General features: G+C 72.7%; 22 protein-coding genes. 9 read left to right on the forward strand and 13 right to left on the reverse strand.

Annotation, left to right across the window (positions count from 1 at the left end; all coding sequences use genetic code 11):
• Positions 1-132: a hypothetical protein gene (locus ACWCPM_RS25855; RefSeq protein ID WP_450978716.1), complete on the forward strand. Its 132-nt coding sequence runs from the start codon at positions 1-3 to the stop codon at positions 130-132.
• Between the two features lie 86 nt (positions 133-218).
• Here the strand turns inward: ACWCPM_RS25855 and ACWCPM_RS25860 are convergent, their stop codons facing one another.
• Positions 219-1,355: an ATP-grasp domain-containing protein gene (locus tag ACWCPM_RS25860; protein WP_450978652.1), complete on the reverse strand. Its 1,137-nt coding sequence runs from the start codon at positions 1,353-1,355 to the stop codon at positions 219-221.
• A gap of 292 nt (positions 1,356-1,647) precedes the next feature.
• On the opposite strand from ACWCPM_RS25860, the gene ACWCPM_RS25865 reads away from it, so the two are divergent.
• Both ACWCPM_RS25865 and ACWCPM_RS25870 read left to right on the forward strand, forming a co-directional pair.
• The gene (locus ACWCPM_RS25865) at positions 1,648-2,508 is read left to right on the forward strand and encodes a metallophosphoesterase family protein (protein WP_450978653.1); all 861 of its coding nucleotides are present in this window, start codon (positions 1,648-1,650) and stop codon (positions 2,506-2,508) included.
• Positions 2,505-3,185, forward strand: coding sequence for a 4'-phosphopantetheinyl transferase family protein (locus ACWCPM_RS25870; RefSeq protein ID WP_450978654.1), 681 nt, complete (start codon positions 2,505-2,507; stop codon positions 3,183-3,185). Before ACWCPM_RS25865 ends, ACWCPM_RS25870 begins: the two co-directional genes overlap by 4 nt.
• 26 nt (positions 3,186-3,211) lie before the next feature.
• On the opposite strand, the gene ACWCPM_RS25875 is transcribed toward ACWCPM_RS25870, so the two are convergent.
• The 3 genes from ACWCPM_RS25875 to ACWCPM_RS25885 all read right to left on the reverse strand — a co-directional run bounded on the left by ACWCPM_RS25875 (position 3,212) and on the right by ACWCPM_RS25885 (position 4,849).
• Complete coding sequence (locus ACWCPM_RS25875) at positions 3,212-3,448, reverse strand: hypothetical protein (protein ID WP_450978655.1); 237 nt, start codon at positions 3,446-3,448, stop codon at positions 3,212-3,214.
• A gap of 180 nt (positions 3,449-3,628) precedes the next feature.
• Positions 3,629-4,159 carry a toxin-antitoxin system, toxin component gene (locus ACWCPM_RS25880; protein WP_450978711.1) on the reverse strand — a complete coding sequence of 177 codons (531 nt, stop codon included), beginning with the start codon at positions 4,157-4,159 and terminating at the stop codon, positions 3,629-3,631.
• Between the two features lie 33 nt (positions 4,160-4,192).
• Positions 4,193-4,849: a helix-turn-helix domain-containing protein gene (locus ACWCPM_RS25885; protein WP_450978656.1), complete on the reverse strand. Its 657-nt coding sequence runs from the start codon at positions 4,847-4,849 to the stop codon at positions 4,193-4,195.
• Positions 4,850-5,072: 223 nt separating this feature from the next.
• Here ACWCPM_RS25885 and ACWCPM_RS25890 point away from each other — a divergent pair, with 223 nt between their 5' ends.
• Positions 5,073-5,747: an MmyB family transcriptional regulator gene (locus tag ACWCPM_RS25890; protein WP_450978657.1), complete on the forward strand. Its 675-nt coding sequence runs from the start codon at positions 5,073-5,075 to the stop codon at positions 5,745-5,747.
• A gap of 174 nt (positions 5,748-5,921) precedes the next feature.
• On the opposite strand, the gene ACWCPM_RS25895 is transcribed toward ACWCPM_RS25890, so the two are convergent.
• Positions 5,922-6,809 (reverse strand): hypothetical protein, encoded by an 888-nt coding sequence (locus ACWCPM_RS25895; RefSeq protein ID WP_450978658.1) that lies wholly within the window; start codon positions 6,807-6,809, stop codon positions 5,922-5,924.
• A complete protein-coding gene (locus ACWCPM_RS25900) occupies positions 6,806-7,636 on the reverse strand; it encodes a phosphatase PAP2 family protein (protein WP_450978659.1) in 831 nt (276 codons plus the stop codon). The genes ACWCPM_RS25895 and ACWCPM_RS25900 overlap by 4 nt, the downstream gene beginning before the upstream one ends.
• A 178-nt stretch (positions 7,637-7,814) precedes the next feature.
• Between ACWCPM_RS25900 and ACWCPM_RS25905 the strand changes: the two genes are divergently transcribed.
• Complete coding sequence (locus tag ACWCPM_RS25905) at positions 7,815-8,429, forward strand: TetR/AcrR family transcriptional regulator C-terminal ligand-binding domain-containing protein (protein WP_450978660.1); 615 nt, start codon at positions 7,815-7,817, stop codon at positions 8,427-8,429.
• Positions 8,430-8,577: 148 nt separating this feature from the next.
• On the opposite strand, the gene ACWCPM_RS25910 is transcribed toward ACWCPM_RS25905, so the two are convergent.
• The 3 genes from ACWCPM_RS25910 to ACWCPM_RS25920 form a co-directional block, all read right to left on the reverse strand.
• The gene (locus ACWCPM_RS25910; protein WP_450978661.1) at positions 8,578-9,639 is read right to left on the reverse strand and encodes a DUF2510 domain-containing protein; all 1,062 of its coding nucleotides are present in this window, start codon (positions 9,637-9,639) and stop codon (positions 8,578-8,580) included.
• 114 nt (positions 9,640-9,753) lie between these two features.
• Positions 9,754-10,908, reverse strand: a complete 1,155-nt coding sequence (locus ACWCPM_RS25915; protein ID WP_450978662.1) for an anhydro-N-acetylmuramic acid kinase — start codon at positions 10,906-10,908, stop codon at positions 9,754-9,756.
• 4 nt (positions 10,909-10,912) lie between these two features.
• Positions 10,913-12,202 carry an MFS transporter gene (locus ACWCPM_RS25920; protein ID WP_450978663.1) on the reverse strand — a complete coding sequence of 430 codons (1,290 nt, stop codon included), beginning with the start codon at positions 12,200-12,202 and terminating at the stop codon, positions 10,913-10,915.
• A gap of 197 nt (positions 12,203-12,399) precedes the next feature.
• Between ACWCPM_RS25920 and ACWCPM_RS25925 the strand changes: the two genes are divergently transcribed.
• A complete protein-coding gene (locus ACWCPM_RS25925) occupies positions 12,400-15,078 on the forward strand; it encodes an ATP-binding protein (RefSeq protein WP_450978664.1) in 2,679 nt (892 codons plus the stop codon).
• Between the two features lie 72 nt (positions 15,079-15,150).
• Here the strand turns inward: ACWCPM_RS25925 and ACWCPM_RS25930 are convergent, their stop codons facing one another.
• Positions 15,151-16,128, reverse strand: a complete 978-nt coding sequence (locus ACWCPM_RS25930; protein ID WP_450978665.1) for a DUF3048 domain-containing protein — start codon at positions 16,126-16,128, stop codon at positions 15,151-15,153.
• A gap of 240 nt (positions 16,129-16,368) precedes the next feature.
• Between ACWCPM_RS25930 and ACWCPM_RS25935 the strand changes: the two genes are divergently transcribed.
• Positions 16,369-17,559: a zinc-dependent alcohol dehydrogenase gene (locus ACWCPM_RS25935; protein ID WP_450978666.1), complete on the forward strand. Its 1,191-nt coding sequence runs from the start codon at positions 16,369-16,371 to the stop codon at positions 17,557-17,559.
• A gap of 63 nt (positions 17,560-17,622) precedes the next feature.
• On the opposite strand, the gene ACWCPM_RS25940 is transcribed toward ACWCPM_RS25935, so the two are convergent.
• Positions 17,623-18,693, reverse strand: a complete 1,071-nt coding sequence (locus ACWCPM_RS25940) for an ATP-dependent DNA ligase (RefSeq protein WP_450978667.1) — start codon at positions 18,691-18,693, stop codon at positions 17,623-17,625.
• A gap of 132 nt (positions 18,694-18,825) precedes the next feature.
• On the opposite strand from ACWCPM_RS25940, the gene ligD reads away from it, so the two are divergent.
• A complete protein-coding gene (gene ligD / locus ACWCPM_RS25945) occupies positions 18,826-19,848 on the forward strand; it encodes a non-homologous end-joining DNA ligase (RefSeq protein ID WP_450978668.1) in 1,023 nt (340 codons plus the stop codon).
• 35 nt (positions 19,849-19,883) lie between these two features.
• Here ligD and ACWCPM_RS25950 read toward each other — a convergent pair whose 3' ends face one another.
• The gene (locus tag ACWCPM_RS25950; RefSeq protein WP_450978669.1) at positions 19,884-22,097 is read right to left on the reverse strand and encodes an OmpL47-type beta-barrel domain-containing protein; all 2,214 of its coding nucleotides are present in this window, start codon (positions 22,095-22,097) and stop codon (positions 19,884-19,886) included.
• Positions 22,094-24,616, reverse strand: a complete 2,523-nt coding sequence (locus ACWCPM_RS25955; RefSeq protein ID WP_450978670.1) for a ThuA domain-containing protein — start codon at positions 24,614-24,616, stop codon at positions 22,094-22,096. The genes ACWCPM_RS25950 and ACWCPM_RS25955 overlap by 4 nt, the downstream gene beginning before the upstream one ends.
• A gap of 169 nt (positions 24,617-24,785) precedes the next feature.
• Between ACWCPM_RS25955 and ACWCPM_RS25960 the strand changes: the two genes are divergently transcribed.
• Positions 24,786-25,865, forward strand: coding sequence for a multicopper oxidase domain-containing protein (locus ACWCPM_RS25960; protein WP_450978671.1), 1,080 nt, complete (start codon positions 24,786-24,788; stop codon positions 25,863-25,865).
• The last annotated feature ends 39 nt before the right edge of the window (positions 25,866-25,904 follow it).

Genomic DNA, 25,904 nt, shown 5'->3' on the forward strand with positions numbered 1-25,904 from the left:
GTGCCCACGCCGACACCCGGCGTGCTGTGGATCGAGCCGCCGGCCCCCGCCGACCTCGACCCGCACGCCACGGTCCTGGCCGTCGAACTGGAGGGAGAACCGGACCTGTACCGCGGCCAGCACCGCTTCTGACCCGCTGAGCGCCGTGAAGGGGCGCGGGGAACTGCGCGCCAAGCCCCCACGCCCCGCACCCGGCACACCACCTGAAGCGGCAGCACCTACAGCGGCAGCACCTGCGCCGCCGACCCGACCGGCGGCGCAGGCGAGGGAACGGCCGGCAACACCGGGGCCGCCGTCGCTTCCTCCCCCGCCCGCCGCTGCGCCGGGACGGAGACCGGCCGCAGCTGCCGGGGAGCGGACACGACGGTGTAGTCCTGGCCGAGGAACGGCGGCACGATCTCCCCGGGGTCGTCGCCCAGAGCCAGCCGCACGGCTGCCCAGGGGGCGTTGATCCCGCACAGCGACAGCTGGTGCAGCCCGCCGGCCGGACGCGTGTTGACGTCCATCAGCACCGGCTGCTCGCCGAACATCCGGAACTGGATGTTGGAGAGATGGTGCAGCCCGAACCCCTCGGCGATCCGTCGCGCCGGCTCCAAGAACTGCTCGTGCACGGTGAAGCCCCGGCGACGCCCGTTCTTCGTCCGCCCGATGGCCAGCCGGACCACGTTGTCACGCCCGGTGAGGCAGTCGACGGACACCTCCGGCTGCTCCAGCCGGGGCATCACGAGCCAGTCCACCGGCTCGTCCGCCTGCCGCAGCGTCTCCAGCACCATGTCGAGCTGGACGTAGGACGTCGGGAACCCGCTGAGGTGCAGCAGCGAGAAGGGGGCACGCGTGACCATGCGGAAGCCCACCCCGCCCGCGCCCGAGGCCGGCTTGAAGCACGCCTTGTGGCCGCCGGCCTCCAACTCCTCGACGGCCGCGAGGAGTTCATCGGCGCTGCGGACCCGCCACCACGGCGGCACCGGCACCCCGATCGCCTTGACGGCCTCGTAGGCGATCACCTTGTCGTGGAAGACGGCGACTGCCTCCGGCGGCGGCGCCAGCAGCGCCGTACCGACCGCCTCGAACTCGGCCCGGTGCGCCACGACCGCCGCCTGGTGCAGCCGCGGCACGAACACGTCGATCGAGCGCCTCGCGCACACGTCGAGGGCGAATTCGACGTACGCAGCGGGGGAGAGCCCCTCCGGCTCCAGTTCGGCGGTGTCGGCGGCGGCGAGGACGGGGGAATCGGGGTCGCCGTGGGTCGCATGGATGTCGACGGCCCGGTCGCTGGGATTTCTCCGCAGCTGATCCATGAAGAACACGTTCTCCGCGTACGTGCGGTTGAGCCAGACGCGTACGCGAGAGACCATGCAGGCCGCCTTTCACGGTTCGCGGGCACGGCGGAGCGGGGCCGGCCCGGCCTGGGGGTGGTGGAAGGGACACCGAACCGCCCTCGCGTGAAGGGTTCCGGGGCGCTGGTGTCGGGGCGATCATACGGCTTCGCGGGGCCGCCGCGTGCAACGTGCGGGTTACGGAATGACCCCTCCCACCCACCCCTCCCGGGGGTCTCCGACAACCCGCAATACACTCCGGTGGCCCTTGCCGACCGGGGCGCGCGTATGTTGTCGTGGTGCCTCCGTGTGATCGCGAGGGGGTAGACAGGTGACATCGACGGCCGGCGGTGCCGGACAGCTGCTGGCCATCAGCGACCTGCACATCGGGTACGCCGAGAACCGCGAGCTGGTGGAGAAGATGCGGCCCGACACCGACGACGACTGGCTGCTGGTGGCCGGGGACGTCGCGGAGAGCGTGTCCCGCGTCCGCTGGGCCCTGGAGCTCCTCGCCGGCCGCTTCCGCAAGGTGATCTGGGCCCCCGGCAACCACGAGCTGTGGACCCACCCGTCCGACCCCGTCACCCTGCGTGGCGTCGCGCGCTACGAGCACCTGGTCGAGATGTGCCGCGAGCTGGGGGTGACGACCCCGGAGGACCCCTACCTGGTCTGGGACGGCCCCGGCGGCCCGGTGGCCGTGGCGCCGCTGTTCCTGCTGTACGACTACTCCTTCCTGCCGGCCGGTTCGACGACCAAGGACGAGGGGCTGGCGTACGCCTACTCGACGGGGGTCGTCTGCAACGACGAGCACCTGCTCCACCCCGACCCCTATCCCACGCGCGAGGCATGGTGCCGCGCCCGGGTTGAGGAGACCGAGCGGCGGCTCGCGGAGATCCCCGAAGAGCTGCCCACCGTGCTGGTCAACCACTACCCGCTGGACCGCCACCCGACCGAGGTCCTGTGGTACCCCGAGTTCGCCATGTGGTGCGGCACCCGGCTGACGGCCGACTGGCACCGCCGGTTCCGGGTGGAGACGATGGTCTACGGGCACCTGCACATCCCCCGGACCACCTGGCACGACGGCGTCCGCTTCGAGGAGGTCTCGGTGGGCTATCCGCGCGAGTGGCGGGGGCGCGAGGAGCCGCCGGGCCGGCTGCGCCGCATCCTGCCCGAGGAGGACACGACGCCGTGATCGAGGAACTGCTGCCCGACCCGGTCGTGTCCGTCGAGGTGCACGGCGACGACGGGAGCGAGCCGGCGCCGCTGTACCCGCAGGAGGCGGCGGTCGTGGCGCAGGCCGTCGGCAGGCGGCGGCGCGAGTTCGCCGTCGTACGCACCTGCGCGCGCCGTGCCATGGAGAAGCTCGGCGTGCCCCCGCAGGCCGTCCTGCCCGGCGAGCGCGGCGCCCCGGGCTGGCCGGCCGGGCTGGTCGGCAGCATGACCCACTGCGAGGGCTACGGCGCCGCGGCGCTGGTCCGTGAGACCGATCTGGCCTCGCTCGGCATAGATGCCGAACCGCACGCGCCGCTCCCGGAGGGTGTGCTGGAGGTCGTCGCGCTGCCGGGCGAGCAGGAGCGGCTGCGTCTGCTGAGCGCGCGCCACCCGGGGGTCCACTGGGAGCGTCTGCTCTTCAGCGCCAAGGAGTCCGTCTACAAGGCGTGGTTCCCGCTGACCGGGGAGTGGCTGGACTTCTCCGAGGCCGACATCCACCTCGCCGTCGGTCCCGAGGGGGTACTGCACGGCCGCTTCCGCGCGGAGCTCCTCGTGCCCGGTCCCGTGGTCGGCGGTCACCGGCTCGGCGCCTTCGACGGCCGGTGGACGATCCAGCGGGGGCTGGTGGCCACCTCGGTGACGGTGCCGCACGCCTGACGGCGTGCGGTGACCGCTCCCCGGACTCAGCGCTCCGGGCACCAGCTCCGCAGCAGCCGGAAGAACTCCTCCTCGTTGCCCCGCAGGCCGGCCTTCGCCAGCGCCTGCTCCGCCTCGGCGAGGACGACGGGCGGGACGACGGCCGGCCGGCGGACGTCCGGCGGCCCGGTCTCCGTGTCGAACGCCGCTCTCACGGTGTGCAGCAGACGCAGATACGCCTGCACGGCGGTGCGTTCCCGGTCGGTCGGTACGGCAGTGGGCATCGGTCGGCTCTCCCCGCCTCGTCGTCGCCACCCGTGCCGCGGCGGCACGTACGCCCCCGCACTCGGCGGCGCACTCCCAGCTTGCCGTCCACCACTGACAATCGGGCCCGGCGGCGCCCCGGTTCGCCCGCTCGGCGCAGGCCGGGCCACCGGGCCCGTCCGGCGGATCGTGCCGCGGACCTAGTGCTGAGGTCCCATGTAGCCCAGAGACGCCTCGATCCGCCCCGCCAGATGGTCGCGCTGCACCGGTCCGCGCTGCGCCGAACCCGCCAGCCAGGTGCGGCACTTGCTGGCGAGCAGCAGCCCGAAGCTCTCCGCGTCCCTCTCGTCGTCGAGGTCGAACCGGGTGCGTGCGGCCACCTTCAGAACGGTCGCCTGGAGGTCGGCGGTGTCGTCGAGTAAACGGGCCGCGACCGCGGCGCCCTCGACGTGATGGCTGCAGTGCCCTGCCTTCATGTGCCACAGCTCGTGCCCGAGGATCACCAACTGGTGGTCGGGGGCGGTGCGTTCCTCGATGACGACGAGGTCCTGGTCGGCCATGTCGAGCCACAGCCCGCTGGCCGTGCCGATCGGGAAGGCGGCCGTGCGGAAGTGGACGGGGCGGCCGCGGCGTCTGCTCATCCCGTCGCACAGCGCGCCGTAGAGGTCGGTCGGACGCGCCGGCGCGGGCAGGTTCAGCTCCGCGACCAGCTCGCCGCACAGACGGCGCATTTCCCTAGCGATGCCCACAGATTCTCTCCCGGATCACGACTCGGGCCGCTTGACGCTCTCCAAGAGCATGTCCAGCCACTCGGCGACCTTGTCGCGGTGCTGGTCGGTGGGCAGTTGGGCGGCCCGCCAGGCGATCCCGCGCACGCCGTGGTCCTGGAGCAGCCGCTCCAGCGGGTCCTCGGCCGCCCCCGCCGCCTCCCGCTCCCGGTCGGCGAGTTTCTGGAGCAGCTCCTGCTCGGTGCGCTGCAGCGCGTCCGCGAGAGCCTCGGGGTCCTCGGCCGTGAGGAAGCCGGCGTGCACCCGGAAGAAGCGCTGGATGGCGTCGCAGTGCTCCATCGTGGGGCGCCGGTCGCCGTTGATGAGGGCGCCGGCCTGCTGCCGCGACATCCCGGCGCCGTCGGCGATCTCCTGCTGGGTGTATCTGCGCCCGTTGCTTTTGAGACGTGTGCGCCGCAGCAGGTCCAGGCGTTGCAGGAAACGGGTCTGCACATCGGGCTCGCCGGCGCGGCGGCCGCGCAGCAGCTCCCGGACGACGGGCTCGCAGACACCGCAGGCCACGGAGAGCCGGACGGTGTCGAAGACCTCCGCGTGCGGCACGCCCAGCCGGTCGGCGAGTGCGGTGACGCGGAAGATCACGGCCGGCAGGGTGGCCGTCGCCGTGGCGCCCGGAACCTCGTAGCGATCCGTCACCGCCAGGTCTCCTACGTCTCTCACACACTTCTCGCGAGTGGTTGCCGTGAACTTCCCGGAGAGTAGCGGTTGGTTCGAACTCACATCCAGGTCTCGCCACAACTGTGGCCAATTTCAGCCGTCGACCGGCATGGAATGCCACGATAGTTGACACGGAAAGCTTCGGGGCATCAGGATCGGTGCGCCGCGTGAAGGCCGCATAGGCAAGAGGGGTGACCTCCCGATGGCACACCAGGCAGGAGGGCAGCGGTCCGCGTTGCGGTCCGTCCCCGAGGGTTCCGAGGCTCAGTCGTATCTGCAGGACTACGCCGCCTTCATGGAGGCCGTGCCCTTTCCTTCCGTGGTCGTCGACCACCGCTGGGACGTCGTTCTGGCCAACAGCGCGTTCGCGTCCCTCTTCCGTGAGGTCGCGCCCCATCCGACGGCCATGCCGGGCGACAACTTCCTGAGGTTCGTCCTGTTCCACCCGGACGCCGCCCATGTGCTCGGGGACCACGAGTCGCGCTGGTGCCTTCCGATGCTGGCCCACTTCGCCGACACCGTGGAGCGCCACGGTCACGACCACGGGCTGCAGGCCATCCGGCGGGAGATCGCGCAGGACCCCCTCATGGAGGCCGCCTACCGGCAGGGTCTGCCGCACTGGGTGCGCGCCGTCGGTGAGGCCGCCGTGGAGCACGACGGGGCGGTGCGCCCGCTGCTGCACCCCGACCCTCGCTGGGGAGCCACGGACTGCCGGATCGTCGCCGAGACGACGAAGGTCCTCAGGGACATGGGCTGCACCCGGGTCACCATGGTGCTGCGCGAGCCGCGTCGCCCCGCACCCGCCGCCCCCCGCCGTCGGTCCCAGGACCGACGCTCCACAAGCCATCTCATGGTGGTGCCCACCCCCGAGGCCTGACCGGGCACCGTCGGCGTTCAGGTCGCCGACGGCGCCACGGTCGGGCCGGGGTGCCACGACACGCCGGCTCCGGCTCGCCCGTACCTGCGGCGCTTCGCCGGACACGTCGACAACGGGCGCCCGGGTGTCAGCGACCCGGCGATCGTCACGGAGCAGCCCGGTCCGCCCCGCCGCTCACAGCGGCGTGAGGTGCCCCGGTCGCGACGGTCGGGGCACCAGCGTCTCCGGCCCGGACGGCATCGCCGCGCGGTCGCGGGACGGCTTCCGGGACAGCAGCACCACGCCCCTGGACGCCAGCAGCGCGCCCGCGAGGGCCAGCAGCACACCGACCGCCCCGCCCTGGAGCCGCTCGCCCAGCAGGGACAGGCCGATCACCGCGGCCGCCACCGGATTGCTCAGGGTCACCACGGCGAGCGGGGCGCCGAGCCCGCCCCGGTAGGCGGTCTGCGACAGCAGCAGCCCGCCGCTCGCGAAGGCCGCGACGATCAGGGCCACGCCCACCACCTGGGCACCGAGCGGCGGACCGGAGGAGTCGGTCGCGGCCACCGTCACCGTCTGGGTGAGGGCCGAGCCGACCCCGGAGGCGATCCCGGACGCGCCGGCGTGCCGCAGTCCGGGCCGGGTGCCGGGCCGGGCCAGTACGCAGATCAGCACGGACGCCGACCCCGCGACCGTCAGCGCCTCGGGCACGCTGAGCACGTCGTCGGGCGCGGACCCGGACGCCGTGCCGAGCAGCGCGCCCAGACCGGCCAGCGTGAAGGCGGTGCCCCGCCACTCCACCGCGCTGACCCGGCGGCCCGCGAGCCAGGCCCCCATCGGCACCGCGGCGACCAGCGTCAGCGCCCCCAGCGGCTGAACCACCGTCAGCGGTCCGTAGTTCAGGGCGACGACGTGCAGTACCGCGCCGGAGGCGTTCAGTGCCACCGATACCCACCACACGGCGCTGCCGAGCAGGCGCAGCTTGCCCGAGCGGGCGGCGAGCCGTTCCTGGGCGACGGCGGCGGCCGCGTAGGCGACCGCGGAGAACAGGGACAGGATCACGGCGAGAACGGTGGCGCTCATCGGCCCGACTCCATGAACGCCGGCTCCTGCGCCGGTGACGCCGCGGTCGGAGTCCGCCGTGACGCCGTCCGCTGTGCCGGTACGACGGCCCGGGAGCCGGACGGGGGCGTGTGGACGACCGGCCGGACCAGGGCGAAGGCCGCTGCGAGCAGCGCGGCCGCGACGATCGCGTCGAGCCAGTAGTGGTTGGCGGTGCCCACGATCACCAGCAGGGTCAGCAGCGGATGCGTCAGCCACAGCCAGCGCAGCCGCGACCGGGTCGCCACGATCAGGCCGGCGGCCAGCATCAGCGCCCAGCCGAAGTGCAGCGAGGGCATGGCCGCGAACTGGTTCGACAACTGGTCGGTCTCGGGGGAGCCGTACACGGACGGCCCGTACACCTGCGCGGTGTCCGTCAGCCCGGTCGCCGCGAGCATCCGCGGCGGGGCGAGCGGGAACGTCAGATGCAGCACCAGCGCGGCCGCGGTGAGGGCGGCGAGCGTCCGGCGGGCCCGGACGTAGTGGCCGGGGCGCCGCAGGTACAGCCAGACCAGGAAGGCCGCGGTCGCGGGGAAGTGGACGGCGGCGTAGTAGGTGTTCGCCAGCCGCACCAGTGTGTCGCTGTGCAACAGCAGGGACTGCACCCCGCCCTCGGCCGGGAGGCGGACGGCCCGCTCCAGGTCCCACACCCGATACGCGTTGCGGAATGCCTCGTCGGTGTGTTCGGTCGCGAGCAGCCGGCCGGACTTGTAGACGAGGAAGAGCCCTGCGACCAGCAGGAACTCCCGGACGAGAGGCGGCCGCTCTATCGCGGTGCCGTCCTCTGCAGGCTCGGTGCGGGCATTCATCCCCCGGCCCCTTCACTGACGGTGGTGCGGAAAACTCATCGATACGGTGACGTACCGGTACGCCAGTGTACCGATACGCACCTGTACCGGTACACTGGCGTATCGATTGCGTACGACACACTGGACCACGGGCCTCTGGCCGCAGGACCGGAAGTGACCGGAGCGAGGAGACGGACCCATGACGTCGCAGGCCGCGGAGCGACCGGAGACGGTCGGAGCCTCGAGCCGCTCCAAGTTGACGCGGGAGCGTGAGCAGGAGTTCTTCGACGCGGTGATCGAACAGATCCGCGAGTGTGGATACGACGCGGTGACGATGGAGGGTGTCGCCACCAGCACGCGGTGCAGCAAGTCCACGCTGTACCGGCAGTGGAAGACCAAGCCCCAGTTCGTGGCCGCGGCCCTGCGCTCCAGACGCCGGGTGTGCTTCGAGGGGATCGACAGCGGCTCACTGGCCGAGGACCTGCGGCACGTCGCCCGGGTGCTCGGGGAGTGGTCGGGCCGGGACCACCGGCTCGTCCAGGCGCTCGGTCACGCGGTCCTGGAGGACCAGGAACTGGCACGGGCGCTGCGCGAGACGCTCGTCGAGCCGGAGATCGCCGCGGTCGAGAGGATCCTGCGGCGCGGCGTTGAACGCGGGGAGATCGCCGCCGACCACCCGGCGCTGCCGTACGTGGCCCCGCAGATCTTCGGCGTGCTGCGGGTGCGGCCCATGCTGGAGGGCCGGGACGCCGACCCGGACTTCCTGCTGGAGTTCGTGGAGTCGGCCGTGCTGCCGGCGCTCGGACTCACCTGAGGACCCAGGCCGCGTCGTCCGAGGGATGACGGGACGACCGGCCTGCTCGCGCCGCACCGTGGGGACGGGGGCGGCGCACACCCCGGCCGGGTGGGGCACCTGCGGAGCGGCGAGGTGCCCCGCCCGGCCGAACAGGACCGGGCGGTTCTCAGACGCTCTGCCCGTCGCCTCCGCCGGACGACACCTCGATCCCCTGGGTGATCTCGTCGATCAGGGACTCCTTCTGGTCGGCGTCGATGCCGAAGCGGACCACGACCAACCGCCCGGAGCCGCCGGGCGAGCGGAACGCGAGCGACTCGACCAGACCGTCCGCGCCCTTGCTGGTGACCGCCTTCCAGCGGACCAGATAGCCCTTCTGCCCGGCCACGGTCACCGCCTTCGACGCCAGCACCTGGTGCGAGGTGATCTCCCCGTAGCTGTCGCCGCCGTACGACTCCTCGGCGTTCGCCGCGATGTCCGCCTTCGCGACCTGCTCGGGCGTGCTGCCCTTGGCGCCGAGGGCCTCGGCGGGCGCCGAGTACGCGCCGCCCTCGGTGCACGACTTGGACGTGTCGCCGGGGCACTTGTAGCCGTCGTCCGACGTCATCTGCGCGCCCATGGCGAAGGCCTGGCCGGTCCAGCCCTCCGGCACCCGCATGCTGATCCCGTTCACGGGGTCGGACAGCGTGCCGCCGCCCTCGACCTCCGGTGCCCGCGGCTGCCCGGGTTCGGGGGACTCGCCGTCGCGGCCGCCCGAGCCCTCGTCGCCGAACGGCCCGCCCCGGCCACCGTCCCGCCCGTCCTGTCCCTGCTGAGAGTCGGCGCGGCTCGCGCCGCCGTCGTCGGTCAGCGCGTACACACCGACACCGATGCAGGCGAGCACCGCGGCCGCCGCCGTGACGGCTATCCCGATCCGCAGGCCGCGCCGGCGCCCGCCCGGCTGATGGACCGGATATCCGGGGTATCCCAGGTGTCCGGGATACCCCGGATACGCCTGGTGCCCCGCCGGACCGGGAGCCCCGGCGCTCCCCGGATAAGCGGGGAACGCCGCCTGGGTCTGCTGCGCGTGCGGGGCCGGCGCCGGCCCCGTCGGGGGACCCCAGCCCGCGGCCGACCCCGCCGGACGGGTCTGGTCCGTCCACGCCTTGCCGTCCCACCAGCGCTCCGTCGCGGGACCGTCACTTGTCTGCCCGGGGTCGGGGTACCACCCGGGAGGAGTCAGCTGCGTCATGTCCCCACCGTAGGGGGCCTCGGTGAAAGAGGGATGAGAGGGCTGCCGGTCCGTGGAGGCGGGAGCCACCGGGGCCCGCACGCCCGTCGCGGGGAACCAGGGACCGACGCCGGGTCAGTCCAGCACCAGGCGCACCGGGGCTTTTGTCGCGGCCGGCGGCAGGCGCAGTCCGTCCCGCCCCGGCGTCACCGACCCCAGCACGCTCGGATGCCGGGCCCCCGTGCTCGCCGGGACCGTGCCGGGCAGACCGTGCGCCGTCAGGAACCCCAGGACCGCGAACGCGTACGCCTCCTTCGCGTCCGAGGCGAGCCCGAGCTCGTCGGAGCGGCGCACCGCGACCCCCGGCAGCAGCTCGCCCAGCATCCGCATCAGCACCGGATTGCGGGTGCCGCCCCCGGACGCGATCACCTCGGTGGCGCCCACCGACCGCACCGCGTCCGCGACCGTGCGGGCCGTGAGGTGGGTCAGCGTCGCGATCACGTCCTCGGCGGGCAGCGTGCCGACCCCGGCCAGCGCCTCGTGCAGATACCCGACGTGGAACAGTTCCTTGCCGGTCGTCTTGGGCGCGGGCAGCGCGTAGTACGGCTCCTCCAGCAGCCGCTCCAGCAGCACCGGCTCGATCCGGCCACGGGCGGCGAGGGCGCCGTCCACGTCGCACGCCAGCCGTCCGCCGCTGAAGCCGTGTGCCGCCGCGTCGATCAGCGCACACGCCGGCCCGGTGTCGAAGGCGGTCCCGTCGGGCGCCGTGAGATTGGCGATCCCGCCGAGGTTCAGGGCCGCCGGCCTGCCCGGCCTGCCGCGCAGCCACAGCAGGTCGACCAGGCTCACCAGCGGGGCGCCCTGGCCGCCGGCGGCGATGTCCCGGGGCCGGAAGTCGGCGACGACGGGCAGCCCCGTCGCCTCGGCGATCCACGCGGGCTGCCCGAGCTGGAGCGTGCCGTGCACCCGGCCCTCGTCGACCCAGTGGTACACCGTCTGCCCGTGCGAGGCCACCAACTCGGCCCGCCCCTCGCACAGTTCACGGTCGGCGCGGACGGCCGCCGCCGCGAAGGCACGCCCGATCAGGGTGTCGAGCCGGCACACCTCCGCCAACGTGGTCGTCCCGGGCGGCAGCGCCGCGGCGAGCGCCGGGCGCAACGTGTCGTCGTAGGGCTCGCTCACCATCCCGAGCGGCCTCAGCACGAGACGGTCACCGACGAGGCTCAGCTCGGCCGCCGCCGCGTCGATGGCGTCGTAGGACGTGCCGGACATCAGCCCGATCACCCGCATCCGTTCACCTCGCCTCCTTCGAAGCTCCCCGCGCCGGGAGTGTGGCGAGGGCCAGCACACTGACCGCGCAGGTGGCCGCCGCGTAGTACGCCGGGATGTCCACGTCGCCGGTCCGTTCGATCGTCTCCGTGATGATGAGCCCGGCACAGCCCGAGAACACCGCATTGGACAGGGCGTAGGCGAGTCCCAGGCCCGTGTAGCGGACGGTGGTCGGGAACATCTCCGACAGCATCGCCGGCCCCGGCCCGGCCATCAGCCCCACCACGGCGCCCGCGGCGAACACCGCCAGACCCTTGACGGCCTCGGGGGCGCCCGGGTCCTGGAGCAGGTTCAGCAGCGGCACCGCGAGGACCACCACCAGCAGCGCCCCGGACAGCATCACCGGCCGTCGGCCCAACCGGTCGCTGAGCAGCCCCGCCGGGACGATGGTCACCGCGAAGCCGAGGTTGGCCAGCACGGTGGCGGTCAGCGCCTGCTGGAAGCTCGCGTCCAGACTGCTCTGGAGGTAGGACGGCAGCACGACCAGGAAGGTGTACCCGGCCGCCGCCCAGCCCATGATCCGCCCGGCGCCCAGCGCGATCGCCCGCACCACCTCGCGCGGGGGCGGTCGGCGCGCCTCGCGCCGCTCGCTGAACGCCGGTGTCTCCTCGAGCCGCAGCCTCAGCCACAGCGCGCCCAGCCCCATCGGCAGCGTCAGCAGGAACGGCAGCCGCCAGCCCCAGTCCCCGAGCTGGGCCTCCGTCAGCACGGTGGCGAGCAGCGCCGCCACGCCCGCCCCGCCGAGCAGCCCGAGCGCGACGGTGAACGACTGCCACGAGCCGTACAGCCCGCGCCTGCCCGGCGGAGCGAACTCCGTCATGACCGCGACCGCGCCCCCGAACTCTCCTCCCGCCGACAGCCCCTGAACAACCCTCAGGAACGTGAGCAGCCAGGGCGCCAGAGCGCCCGCCGTCTCGTACGTCGGCAGCGCGCCGATCAGGGTCGTCGCGCCCGTCATCAGCGCGATCACCAGGATCAGCACGGGCCGCCGGCCGATGCGGTCGCCCAGCCGCCCGAACAGCGCCGCCCCGACCGGCCGGAAGAAGAAGGCGAGCGCGAAGGAGGCGTACGTCTTCACCAGGGCCTCGGCCTCGCCGCCGCCCTCGGGGGTGAAGAAGCGGGCCGCGATGACGGTGGCGAAGTAGCCGTAGACACCGAACTCGTACCACTCGATGAAGTTGCCCACCGAACCGGCGACCAGCGCGCGGCGGGACCGCTCCGGCCTCGTGCCGGTGACCTTCGCAGGCGCGTTCATGGCGTGTCTCCCGTCCCGTCACCGCTGTTGAGCCCCGGCAGTCGAAAATAAGCGTCAGTTCACCGCCGTTGACTGTCAATAACTTTCACGAGGGCCTCACCCGTGGCGACCACAGTCTCCCGACCACCCGACGCCGGGCCTGCCGGAGGGCTAGGCTCGCCCTGTACGCCAGTCGGACGACCGGGGGAGGCAGCGGGATGACGGTGGTACCGCCGGCGGCGGGCGCCTCGGGCTCCCTGTGGGAGCGGGACGAGGAGATCGCCGCGGTCGCCGGCGCGCTCGACGCCCTGTGCGTGGACCGCGCGTCGTCGGGCGGCCTGCTGCTGTTACGGGGCGAGGCCGGCCTCGGCAAGACCGCGCTGCTCGCCGAGACCCGCCGGATGGCCGAGGGGCGCGGCTGCACGGTGTGGTCGGCGCGTGGCGGCGAGACCCTCCGCTCCGTCCCCTTCAACGTCGTACGCCAACTGCTGCAGCCCGCCCTGGTCTCCCTGCTCCCCGAGGAGGCCCGGGAGTACCTGGGGGACTGGTACGAGGTCGCCGGCCCGGCCCTCGGCATCGCCGACCCCGGCGGGCGGCAGCCCGACCCGCAGGGTGTGTGCGACGGACTCGTCGTCGCCGTGCGCCGACTCGCCAAGCGCGACTGGCCGCTGGTGCTGCTCATCGACGACGCGCACTGGGCGGATCAGGAGACACTGCGCTGGCTCGCCGCGTTCGCCGAGCGGCTGGACGACCTGTCCGTGCTGGTCGTGGTGGCTCGCCGACCCGGCGAGGAGACCGGCGAGAGCGCCCGCCACCTCGACGCGGTCGCCGCCGCCGCGGGCCACCCGGAGACGATGCTGAGCGCCCTCACCCCGGACGCCTCCGCCGGGCTCACCCGCGCGACGCTGGGCAGGCACGCCGACGCCCCGTTCTGCCGCGAGGTCTGGGCCGTCACCGGCGGCAACCCCTACGAGACCGTCGAGCTGCTCGCGAAGGTGCAGGAGAGCGAGCTGGAGCCGACCGAGTCCTCGGCCGGTGAACTGCGCGCGCTGAACCGCTCGGCGCGCGGCGGCGGACTCGTCGCCCGCCTGGAGGGGCTCGGCATCGACGCGACCCGCTTCGCCTGGGCGGCCGCGATACTCGGCACCGGCATATCCGTCGACCTGGTCGCCCGGCTCACCACCATGGGCCGTGAACAGGCCGTTCGCTGCGCCGAGTTGCTGTGCTCGGCCCGTATCCTCACCGTCCCCGACCCGGCGGGCGCCCAGGCCGACGACGGCGACCTGGAGTTCGTCCACCCGCTGATCGCCTCCGCCGTCTACCACTCCATCCCGGACGCCCTGCGCACCGCGATGCACGGCATCGCCGCGCAGATCGTCACCGACTCCGGCCGCGGCGCCGCCGCCGCGTCCCGGCATCTGCTCCAGGTCCACCCGGACGACGACGTCGAACTCGTCGAGCAGCTGCGCGAGGCCGCCCGGGAGCACCTCGCCGTCGGCGCGCCCGACGCGGCCCGCCGCTGTCTCGAACGCGCCCTGCAGGAGCCGCCCCGGCCCGATGTGCACGCGCGCGTGCTGTACGAACTGGGCTGCGCGACCCTGCTCACCGCGCCCGCCCGCACCATCGGCCACCTCCAGACCGCGCTCGCCATGCCCGGCCTGGACGGGCCGACCCGCGTCGACGCCGTCTTCCGCCTTTCCCAGGCACTGCTCCACAACGACCAGCTCGAACAGGCCGTCCGCACGGTCGAGGCCGAGGCCGCACGGCTCGAGGAGGGCCCCGCCCGGCTGCGGTTGCGGGCCGTGCAGTACATGTGGGAGGGGGTCCACGCCGGTGAGGCGCAGTCCCCGGGCCGCTCCGAGCGGCTCGCCGCACTCGCCCGTACCTGCACCGGCCGCGACAACTCCGAGCGCGCGCTGCTCATCCTGCGCGGCTTCGACGCGATGAACCACGGGGAGAACGCCGAGGAGGTCGTGGAGTCGTGCGACCGCGCGCTCGTCAACGGGCGGCTCGCGCCCGGCCTCGGCTGGACCGACACCGAGTGGGGTGTCGAACTGCTGATGATGCTCGGCAGCGCCTACGCCTACGCGGACCGCCTCGACCGCGCCGAGAACCTCTTCGCCGAGGCCCTGCGCACCTACACCACGGCCGGCTGGAGCGGCGGCCACCTCGCCCTCGCCAACGCCTACCTGGGCCTGGCCTTCCGCAGGCAGGGCCGTCTGAGGGACGCCGAGACCGTCCTGCGCGAATCCCTGCGCCTGGCCGAGCGGGTCGGCCGCGGGCTGCCGCTGTACTGGTCGGCGACCTGCGGCCTGGTCGACACCCTGCTGGCCCGCGGGCATGTGCAGCAGGCCTGGACGATCGCCCAGCAGTACGGCTTCGCCCCGCCCTACCCGTCCACGATCGTCCTTCCGGACGCCCGCTCGGTGCGCGGCAGGCTGCTGCTCGCCGTGGGCCGTACCGAGGAGGCGGTCAACGAACTGGAGGCCGCCGAGAAGGCCGCCGCCGTCCGTGGCGGGCACAACCCGGTGCTGGCACCCTGGACCGTCGACCTCGCCGGCGCCCTCGCCACCCAGGACCCGGCCCGCGCGGCCCGGCTCGCGGCCGACGCCCGGCGCCAGGCCGAGCTGTTCGGCACGGACACCGCCATCGGCGAGGCCCTGCGCTGCGCCGCACGCCTGGAGACCGGCCGGCGCAAGGTGCGCCTCGCCGCGCAGGCGGTCACCTATCTGGAGGCCTCGCCCTGCCAGTACGAGCACGCCGCCGCCCGTGTCGAGTACGGCGTCGCCGCCCGCTCCACGACCGAACTCAACCGGGGTCTGACACTGGCCCGTTCCTGCGGCGCGGACGGTCTGGCCCGGCGGGCCCGGGAGGCGCTGGCGGAACTGGAGTCCTGAGCGCGCCGGGCCGCCCGGAGCCGCCGAGTGGTCCTCGCGGCGCGGCGGAACCCCGCCCGGGGCGCCCCTGACTCACGCCTTCGTGAGCAGCACCCACACCTGGCCCTCGGCGAAGTTCAGCGGTTCACCGTCCGCGGTGGTGAACCGGGTGCCGTCGCCCGGCTCCGGACGCTTCCACAGCGCGGCGTAGGACTTCCCGTCGCGCAGGACCTCCGCCGTGCCCGAGCCGACGGTCTCCGTGTAGGGCGTGTTGCTGCCCCGGGAGTCGAAGTAGTCCGACGGGCGCATCCGCACGTACTGCACGACGACCGTCGCGGGCGTCGGCGGCTGCCCGTCGGCCGCGGTCGCGGCGGTTCCGTCCAGCGCGACCCGGTAGCGGTCGCGGGCGGCGTCCCAGGTGAAGGTGAAGCGGGCCGCCGGATAGCGGACGGTCCGGGTGGGTTCCGTCCTGCCGCCCTCGGGGGCGGCGCCGAAGGTGAGGCCGGCCGGCGCGAGGGCCGCCCTGCCGGGGGCGGAGGACATCAGCCGGTGCGGGCGGAGGTACAGGTTGTGGGGAGCCGCCCTGCCGCCGTCGCGGACGTAGGCGCCGGGGCTGCGGTCGGCGGGCTCGGCGCGCAGCGGGGACCGGTCGATGAGGGGCAGCAGCCGGCTCTGCGCGCCGGAGAAGGCGAGGACGGGGCGGTCGAACTGACGCAGCAGTTCCAGATCCGCCTCCCGGGCGCTGCGCACCGGCCCCACCGTCCGCGGCAGGCTGCTCGCGTACACCGCCATCAACCGGCTGAGCCCGCCCTCGACCTGCTCGACGTAGACGACGTCCGCCGCGCCGAGTCCGGTGTGGGGCCGGGCCGGGCGGGCGTTGTCGATCTTCACCGCGAGTACCGGGCCCGGTGGCGGCGCGGCGCGCGTCGGTGACGCCTCGGGTCCCGGCCTCGGCGCCCGTCCGTCGTCGTCGGGCGCGCCCCCGCCGCTCGTGCAGCCCGCCATCAGCGAGACCACCGCCACCGCCGTCAGGGCGGTCCGCCCTCCGCGCGCTCCGCGTCCCCTGCCCATGCCCACCGCCGCCACCCGCTCAGTCCCTGCCCTCGATGGTGTGGTTGTCCGTTCATCCATGGCCATACCCGGTCGGCACCGGTCCCTACGGGACATGAGCCGATCGCGCAACCCGGCTGGGCCGCCCGGCCCAGCCGCCGGACCGGGAACACGGCGACGGTTCGGCGCCGGGCGGCCCGGGTACCCGGGCCGCCCGGCGTTGCCGGAGGACGAAGGCGTGCGACGGAGGGAGTGCGGGTGATGAGGGCTGTGACATGGCAGGGGAAGCGTGACGTGCGGGTGGAGACCGTGCCCGACCCGCGGGTCGAGGAGCCCACCGACGCCGTCATCCGCGTGACCTCGACGGCGCTCTGCGGTTCCGACCTGCATCTGTACGAGGTGCTGACACCGTTCATGACACCGGGCGACATCCTCGGGCACGAGCCGATGGGCATCGTCGAGGAGGTCGGCCCCGGCGTACCGGACCTCGCGGTCGGCGACCGGGTCGTCGTGCCCTTCCAGATCGCGTGCGGCAACTGCTGGATGTGCCTCGAATCGCTCCCCACGCAGTGCGAGACGACCCAGGTGACCGGCGAGGGCATGGGCGCCGCCATCTTCGGCTACACCCGGCTGTACGGCTCGGTGCCGGGCGGCCAGGCGGAGTACCTGCGCATCCCGCAGGCCCAGTTCGGCCCCATCAAGGTGCCGCAGGGCCCGCCCGACGAACGGTTCCTGTATCTGTCCGACGTGCTGCCCACGGCCTGGCAGGCCGTCGCGTACGCCGACATCCCGCCAGGCGGTTCCGTCGCCGTCCTCGGGCTCGGACCGATCGGTGACATGGCGTGCAGGGTCGCCCAGATCCTGGGTGCCGGACGTGTGTTCGGCGTCGACCTGGTCCCCGACCGGCTGCGCCGGGCGACGGCACGGGGCGTGCGGACGTACGACCTGCGGGCTTTCGACAGCGAGAAGGAGCTGATCGCCGCGATCCGGGACGAGACCGACGGGCGCGGCCCCGACGCCGTGATCGACGCGGTCGGCACCGAGGCCCACGGCAGCCTCGCCGCCCGTCTCGCCCAGCAGGCGTCCGCCCTGCTGCCGAGGAGGCTCGGCGCCACGCTCGCCGAGCGCTTCAGCGTCGACCGGCTCGCCGCCCTGCACACCGCCATCGAGCTGGTGCGCCGCGGCGGCACCCTCTCGCTCTCCGGCGTCTACGGCGGCACGGCCGACCCGTTGCCGATGCTCACCATGTTCGACAAGCAGCTCCAGATCCGGATGGGCCAGGCGAACGTCCGCCGCTGGGCCGACGAGATCCTGCCCCGGCTGAGCGACGACGACCCGCTCGGCGTCGACGACTTCGCCACCCATCGGCTGTCGCTGGAGGAGGCGCCCGAGGCGTACGAGATGTTCCAGCACAAGCGGGACGGGGCCGTGAAGATCGTCATGCGGCCCTGAGGCCGGGCCCGCGCCGTCGGGCCGCCCGGGACACACCCGCGCCTCGCGAGACCCGGACGCGGCTCACGTCCGGGGTGCGAGGATCTCCGAGAGGTCGTACCGCACCGGCTCGTCGAGCTGGGCGTACGTGCAGCTGTCCGCGGTCCGGTCCGGCCGCCAGCGGCGGAAGCGGGCCGTGTGCCGGAACCGCGCGCCGTTCTCCATGTGGTCGTACGCCACCTCGCACACCCGTTCCGGTCTCAGCGGTACCCAGGAGAGGTCCTTCTTGCCCGACCAGCGGCTCGGCGCCCCGGGCAGCCGGGCCGTCTCGTGCGCCGCCTCCTCGGCCCAGGCCGCCCACGGATGCCCCGTCACGTCGTCCGGGCGCAGCGGCTCCAGTTCCTCGATCAGCTCCGCGCGCCGCGCCATGGAGAAGGCGGCGGCCACCCCGACGTGCTGGAGGGCGCCTTCGTCGTCGTACAGCCCGAGCAGCAGCGAGCCGACCACGGGCCCGCTCTTGTGCAGCCGGTAGCCGGCCACCACGACGTCCGCCGTGCGCTCGTGCTTGACCTTGAACATCGCCCGCTCGTCCGGTCGGTAGCCCAGTGCCGGCGGCTTGGCCACCACTCCGTCCAGGCCCGCCCCCTCGTACTGCTCGAACCACCGCCGCGCCACGTCGATGTCGGTCGTCGCCGGTGCCACGTGCACCGGGGCCGTCACCCCGGACAGCGCCGTCACCAGCAGCGCGCGGCGATCGGCGAGCGGCACGTCGAGCAGCGACCGGTCGTCCAGCGCCAGCAGGTCGAACGCGACGAAGGAGGCCGGTGTCCGCTCGGCGAGCGTCCGCACCCGGGACGCGGCCGGGTGGATCCGCTCGGTGAGCGCGTCGAAGTCCAGCCGCCCCTCACGGGCGATCACGATCTCCCCGTCCAGCACACAGCGCTCCGGCAGCCGTTCCCTGAGGGCCTCCACCAGCTCCGGGAAGTACCTGGTCAGCGGCTTGGTGGTTCGGCTGCCGAGCTCGACCTCGTCGCCGTCGCGGAACACGATCGCCCGGAAGCCGTCCCACTTCGCCTCGTACTGCATGTCCGGCGGGATCTTCGCCACGGACTTGGCGAGCATCGGCTTGACGGGAGGCATCACCGGCAGGTCCATGCCCCGACTCTAGGCCGACTCCGGACGCGGCGCCGTGCCGACGGCGGCGCACCGCCGCGGACCGTTCGGCGGCGCGCGGTGGCGGTAGGCGCCCGGGTGCGGGACGGGTGCGCCGCGCTTACCGTGGCTCGCATGGGTGAAGCGGTGGAACTGGAGGCGGGTGGCCGCACCGTGCGGCTGTCCAGTCCGGGCAAGGTGTTCTTCCCGGAGCGCGGTTTCACCAAGCTGGACCTAGCGCGCTACTACATCGCCGTGGGCCCCGGCATCCTGCGCGCCCTGCGCGACCGCCCGACCACCCTGGAGCGCTACCCCGACGGCGTGACCGGCGAGTCCTTCTTCCAGAAGCGCGCTCCCAAGAACATGCCCGACTGGATCCCCACCGCCCACATCACCTTCCCCAGCGGCCGCAGCGCCGACGAGATGTGCCCCTCCGAGGAGGCCGCCGTCCTGTGGGCCGCCCAGTACGGCACGCTCACCTTCCACCCGTGGCCGGTGCGCCGCGACGACGTCGACAGCCCCGACGAACTCCGCATCGACCTCGACCCGCAGCCCGGCACCGACTACGACGACGCGGTCCGCGCCGCCCACGAACTGCGTTCCGTCCTCGACGAGTTCGGCGGACTGCGCGGCTTCCCCAAGACCTCCGGCGGCCGTGGACTGCACGTCTTCGTGCCCATCGAGCCCCGCTGGACCTTCACCCAGGTCCGCCGTGCCGCCATCGCCGTGGGCCGGGAGCTGGAACGCAGGATGCCGGAGCACGTCACGATCAAGTGGTGGAAGGAGGAGCGGGGCGAGAGGATCTTCGTCGACTACAACCAGACCGCGCGGGACCGCACGATCGCCTCCGCCTACTCCGTACGCCCCCGCCCGTACGCCCCGGTCTCGGCGCCGCTGCGCTGGGAGGAGGTCGGGAGCGCGCACCCCCGGGACTTCGACCTCGCGACGATGCCCGCGCGCTTCGCCGAACTCGGCGACGTGCACGCGGACATGGACGACCACCGGTACGCGCTGGACGCGCTGCTGGAGCTGGCGGACAAGGACGAACGCGACCACGGGCTCGGCGACCTGCCCTACCCGCCCGAGTACCCGAAGATGCCGGGTGAGCCCAAGCGGGTGCAGCCGAGCCGGGCGAAGAAGGGCGGCCCCACGACGTAGGGCCGCCCTCGACTTCCGGCTCGACTACCCGACGGTCACAGCTCCTTGATCCGGATGTCCCGGTAGGAGACCACGTCCGTCGTCCCGTGCACCTGGAGCCCGATGTAGCCGGAGGCGAACCGCCGCCCGTCCGTGCCCGGGTCGTCCGAGCGGGGCGGGGTGAAGTCCTGGCCACCGATGTTGTCGAACTCGTTGATCAGCTTGCCGTTGCGGTAGACCGAGTAGTGCTGGTCCACCACCCGGATCTCGTAGTCGTTCCACGTGCCCTTCTGGGTGACGCCCGCGCCCGCGAGTCCCACCCGGTCGAAGCCGTAGACCGACCCCGTCTTGTACATGTCGCCGGCGGGCGAGTCGAACACCTGCACCTCGTGTCCGTACTTGATGGCGACCCACTCCGGCCGCGACTCCTCCGGATGGCCCTGGACGTGCGGGAACCGCACGAAGACCCCGGAGTTGGCGTTGCCGGTGCCGGGAGCGTCGTCCCGCCACTGGAGCTTCAGCGAGAAGTCGCCGTACTTGCGCTGCGGGAACCACAGCATGCCCAGCCCGGCCCTGGTGGTGCCGCTGGTCATCGTGCCGTCGGCGTTCAGCGCGAACGAACCGCCGCCCACGTGCTGCCACTTGGCGAAGGAGCCCGCACTGCCGTCGAACAGCGGACGGTAGCCCTCGGTCTGGCCGGGCTTGCCGATCCCGGACTGCCGGGCCGCCTTGGTGATCGCGTTGTACTCACGCTTGTCGATGACGCCGTCACCGCGGAGCCCGTCCAGCACCTTCTTCACGTGCTTGAGGAAGAGCGCGTGGGACGTCCACTCCTTCTCGTCCTCGATCAGCTCGTTGATCCGGCACCGGTTCTCGGTGAGCCGGTTCGGCACACCCGTGTCGACCGTGCCGACGATGACCGTCAGCCGCTCGTCGTACTCCGGGCAGGGCGGCGCGGGCACGCCGCCCGCGACCACCGTGAAGCTCACGGTCCGCGCCGCGGAGGTGTTGCCCGCCTTGTCGGTCGCCCGGTACGCCAGGGTGTGCGCACCGGCCCGGTCGACGATCACGGGCCCGCCGTACGCGAGGTACGGCCCGCCGTCGAGCGAGTACTCGACGCTCGCGACCTCACCGCCGTGGTCGGTGGCACTGACGGTGACCTCGGCGCTCGCCACGTACGCCCCGTCCGAGTTACGGGTGCCCTCGACGGTCACCCCCGTCACCGGCGGTGTCGTGTCCTGCGGAGGCGCCGCGACGACCGTGAACTGCACGCTCTTCTCGGCCGCGACGTTGCCCGCCTTGTCGGTGGCGCGGTAGCGGACGGTGTGGGTGCCCGCCTGATGCACCATCACCGGCTGCGCGTACGGCTGCCAGGCGCCGGACGCGCCGATCGCGTACTCGATCGTGTTGACGCCGGAGCCGGTGTCGGACGCGGTGACGGTGACCGTCGCCATGTCGATGTAGGTGCCGTCCGGGTTCCGCTCACCGCTCACGGTCGCCGAGGTCTCCGGCGCCGTCGCGTCGTCCGTCGGCGGTGACACCACCGTGAACGCGGCGCTCTTCTCGGCGGACACGTTCCCCGCCTTGTCGAACGCCCGGTAGCGGACCTTGTGATCGCCCACCTGGTCGACCACGACCGGGGCCGTGTACGGCTGCCAGGCGCCGGCGTCCCCGACGGCGTACTCGATCCGGTCGACACCGGAGCCACCGGACTCGTCGGTCGCGTGCACCGCCACGCTCGCCGAGCCGACGTACTGGCCCTGCTGGTTCTGCGTACCGCTGACGTGCGCGGACGCCGCGGGCGCGGTGGTGTCCTCGCCGGTGCCCTCGGTCACCGTCAGGATGCCCTGCATCATGCCGTGACCGGGGATCGTGCAGTGGTAGAAGTACCGGCCCGGGGTGAGGGTGACCTCGGCGGTGTGCCTGCCGTTCTGGTCGTCGTTCGGGTTGGCCAGGATGTTCAACTCGACGTCGTCGTTGAACTCGGGATCGCTGGTCACGAACGTCAGGGTGTGCGGCATACCGGTGGTGTTGCCGGTCGCCTCGCTGTTCTCGAAGACGATCGTGGCCTGGCCCGCCACCGCCGTCGTGGGCGCCGAGGCGTACTTGTCGATGGCGTTGCCGGCCGTCCAGGTCAGGACCTGTGCGGCGGCCGCGCGATCGGCTCGATCGGACCGCTCGGACTGTCCGGCCGCCGTGGAGGCCTGGAGCCCGAGCACCGTCAGGAGCGCGGCCAGCAGGGCCGCCCATACTCTTCGTCGGCCTGTCACCGCTGTGTCCCCCTCGCCAGCTGACCGGCGGCCGGCGTCGGGCCGCCGCCCTGGTACGTCACGCGCCACAGCGCCGACCTGGGGTCCGAGGTGAAGAAGCCGCGGCCGTAGTCGAGGACGTACAGCGCGCCGTCCGGACCGAACTTCCAGTCCATCAGGTTCCTGATGCCGTCGTTGCCGATCGGCACGATCTTCTTCAGCGACTCCGCGTGCACCGGCAGCCCGCCGTCACCCAGGGTCTTCGGATCCATCAGCACGGCGTTGCGCGGCTGGTCGGCGTCGTAGAAGTCGCCGACGAACCACTTGCCGTCCCAGTACGCCGGCCACTTGACGGCGCTGTCGGCCGCCACGTCCTCGGACCGGTACACCGGGCCGTTCATCGCGGCCTGCCCGCCGCCCTTCAGCCAGGGCAGCCGGTAGGTGGCCTCCGCCGCCTTGTAGGAGGGGACACCGCTTACGTCACGCGGGAAGTCGGGCGCGCCGCCCTGGGGCGAGTACCAGATGTTGTTCCCGGTGACCGGCGGGATGTTGACGAGACCGTCGTTGTTCGGGGACTCGTTCTTCGGGCGGTCGCAGTCGTACCAGCCCAGCGGCTTGGACGGGTCGGGGAGATTGCGGTCCCGGTAGGGCTGCTTGTTGCCCATGCAGTACGGCCAGCCCCGGTTGCCCGCCTCGGTGATCGCGGCGAAGGTGTCGTACTTCGCGGGACCCCAGGTCGTCGAGGGCGCCGAGGCGTCCGGACCGACCCAGCCCGCGTAGAGGACGTCCGTCTTCTTGTCGACGAAGATCCGGGCCGGGTTCCTGACCCCCATCACATAGATCTCGCCGCGCGTCTTCCCGCCGCCCTCGGCGGTCTCCTCGCCGGTGAAGAGGTTGCCGGCCGGGAGCGTGTAGGTCCCGTCGGGCTCCGGGTGGATGCGCAGGATCTTGCCGTTGAGGTTGTTGGTGTTGCCGGCGGTGCGGCGCGCGTCGGCGAAGGAGACGCCCTTGTAGTTCGGCTCCGGGTTGTTGCCCGAGTAACCGTCGCTGAAGCGGCTGGAGTTGTTGTCGCCGGTCGCGATGTACAGGTTGCCCTGGGAGTCCCAGGCCATCCCGCCACCGGAATGGCAGCAGCTGTGGATCTGCACCGGCCACGAGAGCAGCACCTTCTCGCTGCCCAGGTCGAGCTTGTTCGTGGCGAGGTCCAGGGTGAAGCGGGAGACGCGCCGCTCGGCCATCCGCGTGTCACGGTCGATCCGTGAGTGCGGGGTGTAGTGCAGATACACCCAGCCGTTCTGCGCGAAGCGCGGGTCGAGCTCGATGCCGAGCAACCCCTCCTCGACCTTGACCAGTTCGTCGCCGCCGCCCTTGTTGCCGAAGACGGTCAGGGCGCCGGCCAGGGTGACCTGCCCGGTCTTCGGGTCGTAGACGTGGATCTCGCCCTTGCCCTTGCCGATGTCCGGGTTGTTCCAGTCGACGACCACCGGCTGGGAGGAGTCGGCGCCGCCGCGGCCGATGTAGAGGACGCGGCCGTCGGGGGCGGTGACCAGTCCGTGCGGCTCGCCGATCTGGTCGTTCTGGCCGGGCTGGTTGGCCTTGGTCAGCCGCTCGGCCTTGTAGTGGGCGTTGATCGTCGCCTTGCAGTCGGCCCGCGCGACACGGGTCGTCCACTGCAGGGCGCCGCGCAGATGGGCGCGGAAGTCGGTCTCGTCGTACGACGACACCGTGCCGCCCATACCGGTGTAGAAGGAACGGCCGCCGTCGTAGTCACGGCACCAGCTGATCGGGTGGTCCCAGCCGTTGGCGCCCGCGCCGGGCTGGTACGTCGACTCGCGCACCCGGGCCACCGTGTGCACCTCGCCGGACGGGTTCCTCACCCAGTTCGTCCACTTGTCGGGGCGCTTCCACTGGACCGGCAGGTCCTTGGTGGCCGGATGGCTCCGGTCGCCCACCTCGACGGTGGCCCGCTGGACGTTCGCCGGGCTGTTCGCCGCCGGGCGGGCGCCCACCAGGCCCGTGAACCAGTCGGAGTACGGCTCGGCGCGGGCCGCGTCATGGACGCCGACGAAACCGCCGCCCGCCTCCATGTAGGACTCCAGGCCCGCCTCCTGCTCCGGCTCCAGCACGTCGCCGCCGCCGGTAAGGAACACGATCGCGTTGTAGCGACCCAGCTCGGTCTCATTGGTGAAGACCGAGGCGTCGTCCGTGGCCTCGGTCCTGAAGCGCTGGTTCGCGGGCCCGGTCAGGCCGATCTGCTCGATCGCCTCGATACCGGCGTTCACCACGGGTGACTCGTCGCCGGCTGCCGCGGAGCCGTGGAAGACCAGCACGCGGACGTTGGAGCCGCCGGGCGGCGACTTGATGGACATCGTTGTCAGGGACGGATCCGGGGCTGGGCGGGCGCTCGCGGCGGAGCCGGAGAGCAGGCCCGCCGCGACTAATCCGGCGGTCACGGCGGCCGTCCAGGCCCGCCGTCCGGTACTCGTCCTTCCGGACGGACTGATGAATCGGACAGGTCTGTGGTGCGATGTGGACCGCATGTGGTCATCCACCCCTCGTCGGTCACAGCGACAGCGCCTAGAAGCTAGACCTCTTTGCTCGCTCCGCCAATAGGTATGACCGTGTTCGGTCAAACTTTGTCCTGAGTGTGGATAAACGGCTCCGTCCCCGCTAGCGTCCTGAATCCCGTACCGGAGTGGGGAGTTCGGCATGGACAGACGTGGGTTCAACCGGAGGTTCCTCCTGGGTGGCGCCGCTGTCGGCGGTGCCGCCGTCGCGACATCGTTGTCCCTGGGCACGGAGGCGACCGGCGCCGGCCAGGTGGCGGCGCGGACGGCCCCGGCCGGAGGCCAGGTCAGACACATCAAGCTCTACGCGGAGAAACTCGCCGACGGGCAGCTCGGCTACGGCTTCGAGAAGGGCGCGGCGAGCATCCCGGGGCCCTTGATCGAGCTCAACGAGGGCGACACCGCGCACATCGAGTTCGAGAACACCACGGACGGGGACGTGAGCCTGCATGTGCACGGCCTGGACTACGAGATCACCAGCGACGGCACCCGGCTGAGCAAGAGCCATGTGGAGCCGGGCGGGACCCGCACCTACACCTGGCGCACCCATGCCCCCGGCCGCCGCAAGGACGGCACCTGGCGGTCGGGCAGCGCGGGGTACTGGCACTACCACGACCACGTGGTGGGCACGGACCATGGCACCGGCGGGGTCAGGAAGGGCCTGTACGGCCCGGTGATCGTCCGCAGGAAGGGCGATGTGCTGCCGGACCGCACCCACACGATCGTCTTCAACGACCTGCTCATCAACAACAGAGCGCCGCACACCGGGCCCGACTTCGAGGCCACGGTGGGGGACCGGGTGGAGTTCGTCGTGATCACGCACGGCGAGTACTACCACACGTTCCATATGCACGGTCACCGCTGGGCCGACAACCGCACCGGCATGCTGACCGGCCCCGACGACCCCAGCCAGGTCATCGACAACAAGATCGTGGGTCCGGCCGACTCCTTCGGCTTCCAGGTGATCGCGGGCGAGGGGGTGGGCGCCGGGGCGTGGATGTACCACTGCCATGTCCAGAGCCACTCGGACATGGGGATGGTGGGCCTGTTCCTGGTGAAGAAGACGGACGGGACGATCCCCGGGTACGAGCCGCACGACCCGCACGAGCCCCACGCGGCGGGCGGCGCGAAGGACACCGCGCGGGAGAAGGACGCCGAAGGGACGAAGGGCGGCGACGAGGCGCCCGGAGCCGAGGGCGATCACGGGGCCCACCAGCACTGAACGGGGGCCCACCGGCCGGGAGATGGGGGCGCGTTCGCG

Source organism: Streptomyces sp. NPDC002309 (genome assembly GCF_053593375.1).

What these genes read in the sequence shown, in the direction of transcription:
- ACWCPM_RS25910 (WP_450978661.1), bottom strand. Translation starts at nt 9,639, where the DNA reads ATGACGCAGCTGACTCCTCCCGGGTGGTACCCCGACCCCGGGCAGACA.
- ACWCPM_RS25915 (WP_450978662.1), bottom strand. Translation starts at nt 10,908, where the DNA reads ATGCGGGTGATCGGGCTGATGTCCGGCACGTCCTACGACGCCATCGAC.
- ACWCPM_RS25930 (WP_450978665.1), bottom strand. Translation starts at nt 16,128, where the DNA reads ATGGGCAGGGGACGCGGAGCGCGCGGAGGGCGGACCGCCCTGACGGCG.
- ligD (WP_450978668.1), top strand. Translation starts at nt 18,826, where the DNA reads ATGGGTGAAGCGGTGGAACTGGAGGCGGGTGGCCGCACCGTGCGGCTG.
- ACWCPM_RS25960 (WP_450978671.1), top strand. Translation starts at nt 24,786, where the DNA reads ATGGACAGACGTGGGTTCAACCGGAGGTTCCTCCTGGGTGGCGCCGCT.
- ACWCPM_RS25935 (WP_450978666.1), top strand. Translation starts at nt 16,369, where the DNA reads ATGAGGGCTGTGACATGGCAGGGGAAGCGTGACGTGCGGGTGGAGACC.
- ACWCPM_RS25890 (WP_450978657.1), top strand. Translation starts at nt 5,073, where the DNA reads ATGGCACACCAGGCAGGAGGGCAGCGGTCCGCGTTGCGGTCCGTCCCC.
- ACWCPM_RS25940 (WP_450978667.1), bottom strand. Translation starts at nt 18,693, where the DNA reads ATGGACCTGCCGGTGATGCCTCCCGTCAAGCCGATGCTCGCCAAGTCC.
- ACWCPM_RS25925 (WP_450978664.1), top strand. Translation starts at nt 12,400, where the DNA reads ATGACGGTGGTACCGCCGGCGGCGGGCGCCTCGGGCTCCCTGTGGGAG.
- ACWCPM_RS25900 (WP_450978659.1), bottom strand. Translation starts at nt 7,636, where the DNA reads ATGAATGCCCGCACCGAGCCTGCAGAGGACGGCACCGCGATAGAGCGG.
- ACWCPM_RS25860 (WP_450978652.1), bottom strand. Translation starts at nt 1,355, where the DNA reads ATGGTCTCTCGCGTACGCGTCTGGCTCAACCGCACGTACGCGGAGAAC.
- ACWCPM_RS25905 (WP_450978660.1), top strand. Translation starts at nt 7,815, where the DNA reads ATGACGTCGCAGGCCGCGGAGCGACCGGAGACGGTCGGAGCCTCGAGC.
- ACWCPM_RS25955 (WP_450978670.1), bottom strand. Translation starts at nt 24,616, where the DNA reads ATGCGGTCCACATCGCACCACAGACCTGTCCGATTCATCAGTCCGTCC.
- ACWCPM_RS25880 (WP_450978711.1), bottom strand. Translation starts at nt 4,159, where the DNA reads ATGCGCCGTCTGTGCGGCGAGCTGGTCGCGGAGCTGAACCTGCCCGCG.
- ACWCPM_RS25920 (WP_450978663.1), bottom strand. Translation starts at nt 12,202, where the DNA reads ATGAACGCGCCTGCGAAGGTCACCGGCACGAGGCCGGAGCGGTCCCGC.
- ACWCPM_RS25895 (WP_450978658.1), bottom strand. Translation starts at nt 6,809, where the DNA reads ATGAGCGCCACCGTTCTCGCCGTGATCCTGTCCCTGTTCTCCGCGGTC.
- ACWCPM_RS25875 (WP_450978655.1), bottom strand. Translation starts at nt 3,448, where the DNA reads ATGCCCACTGCCGTACCGACCGACCGGGAACGCACCGCCGTGCAGGCG.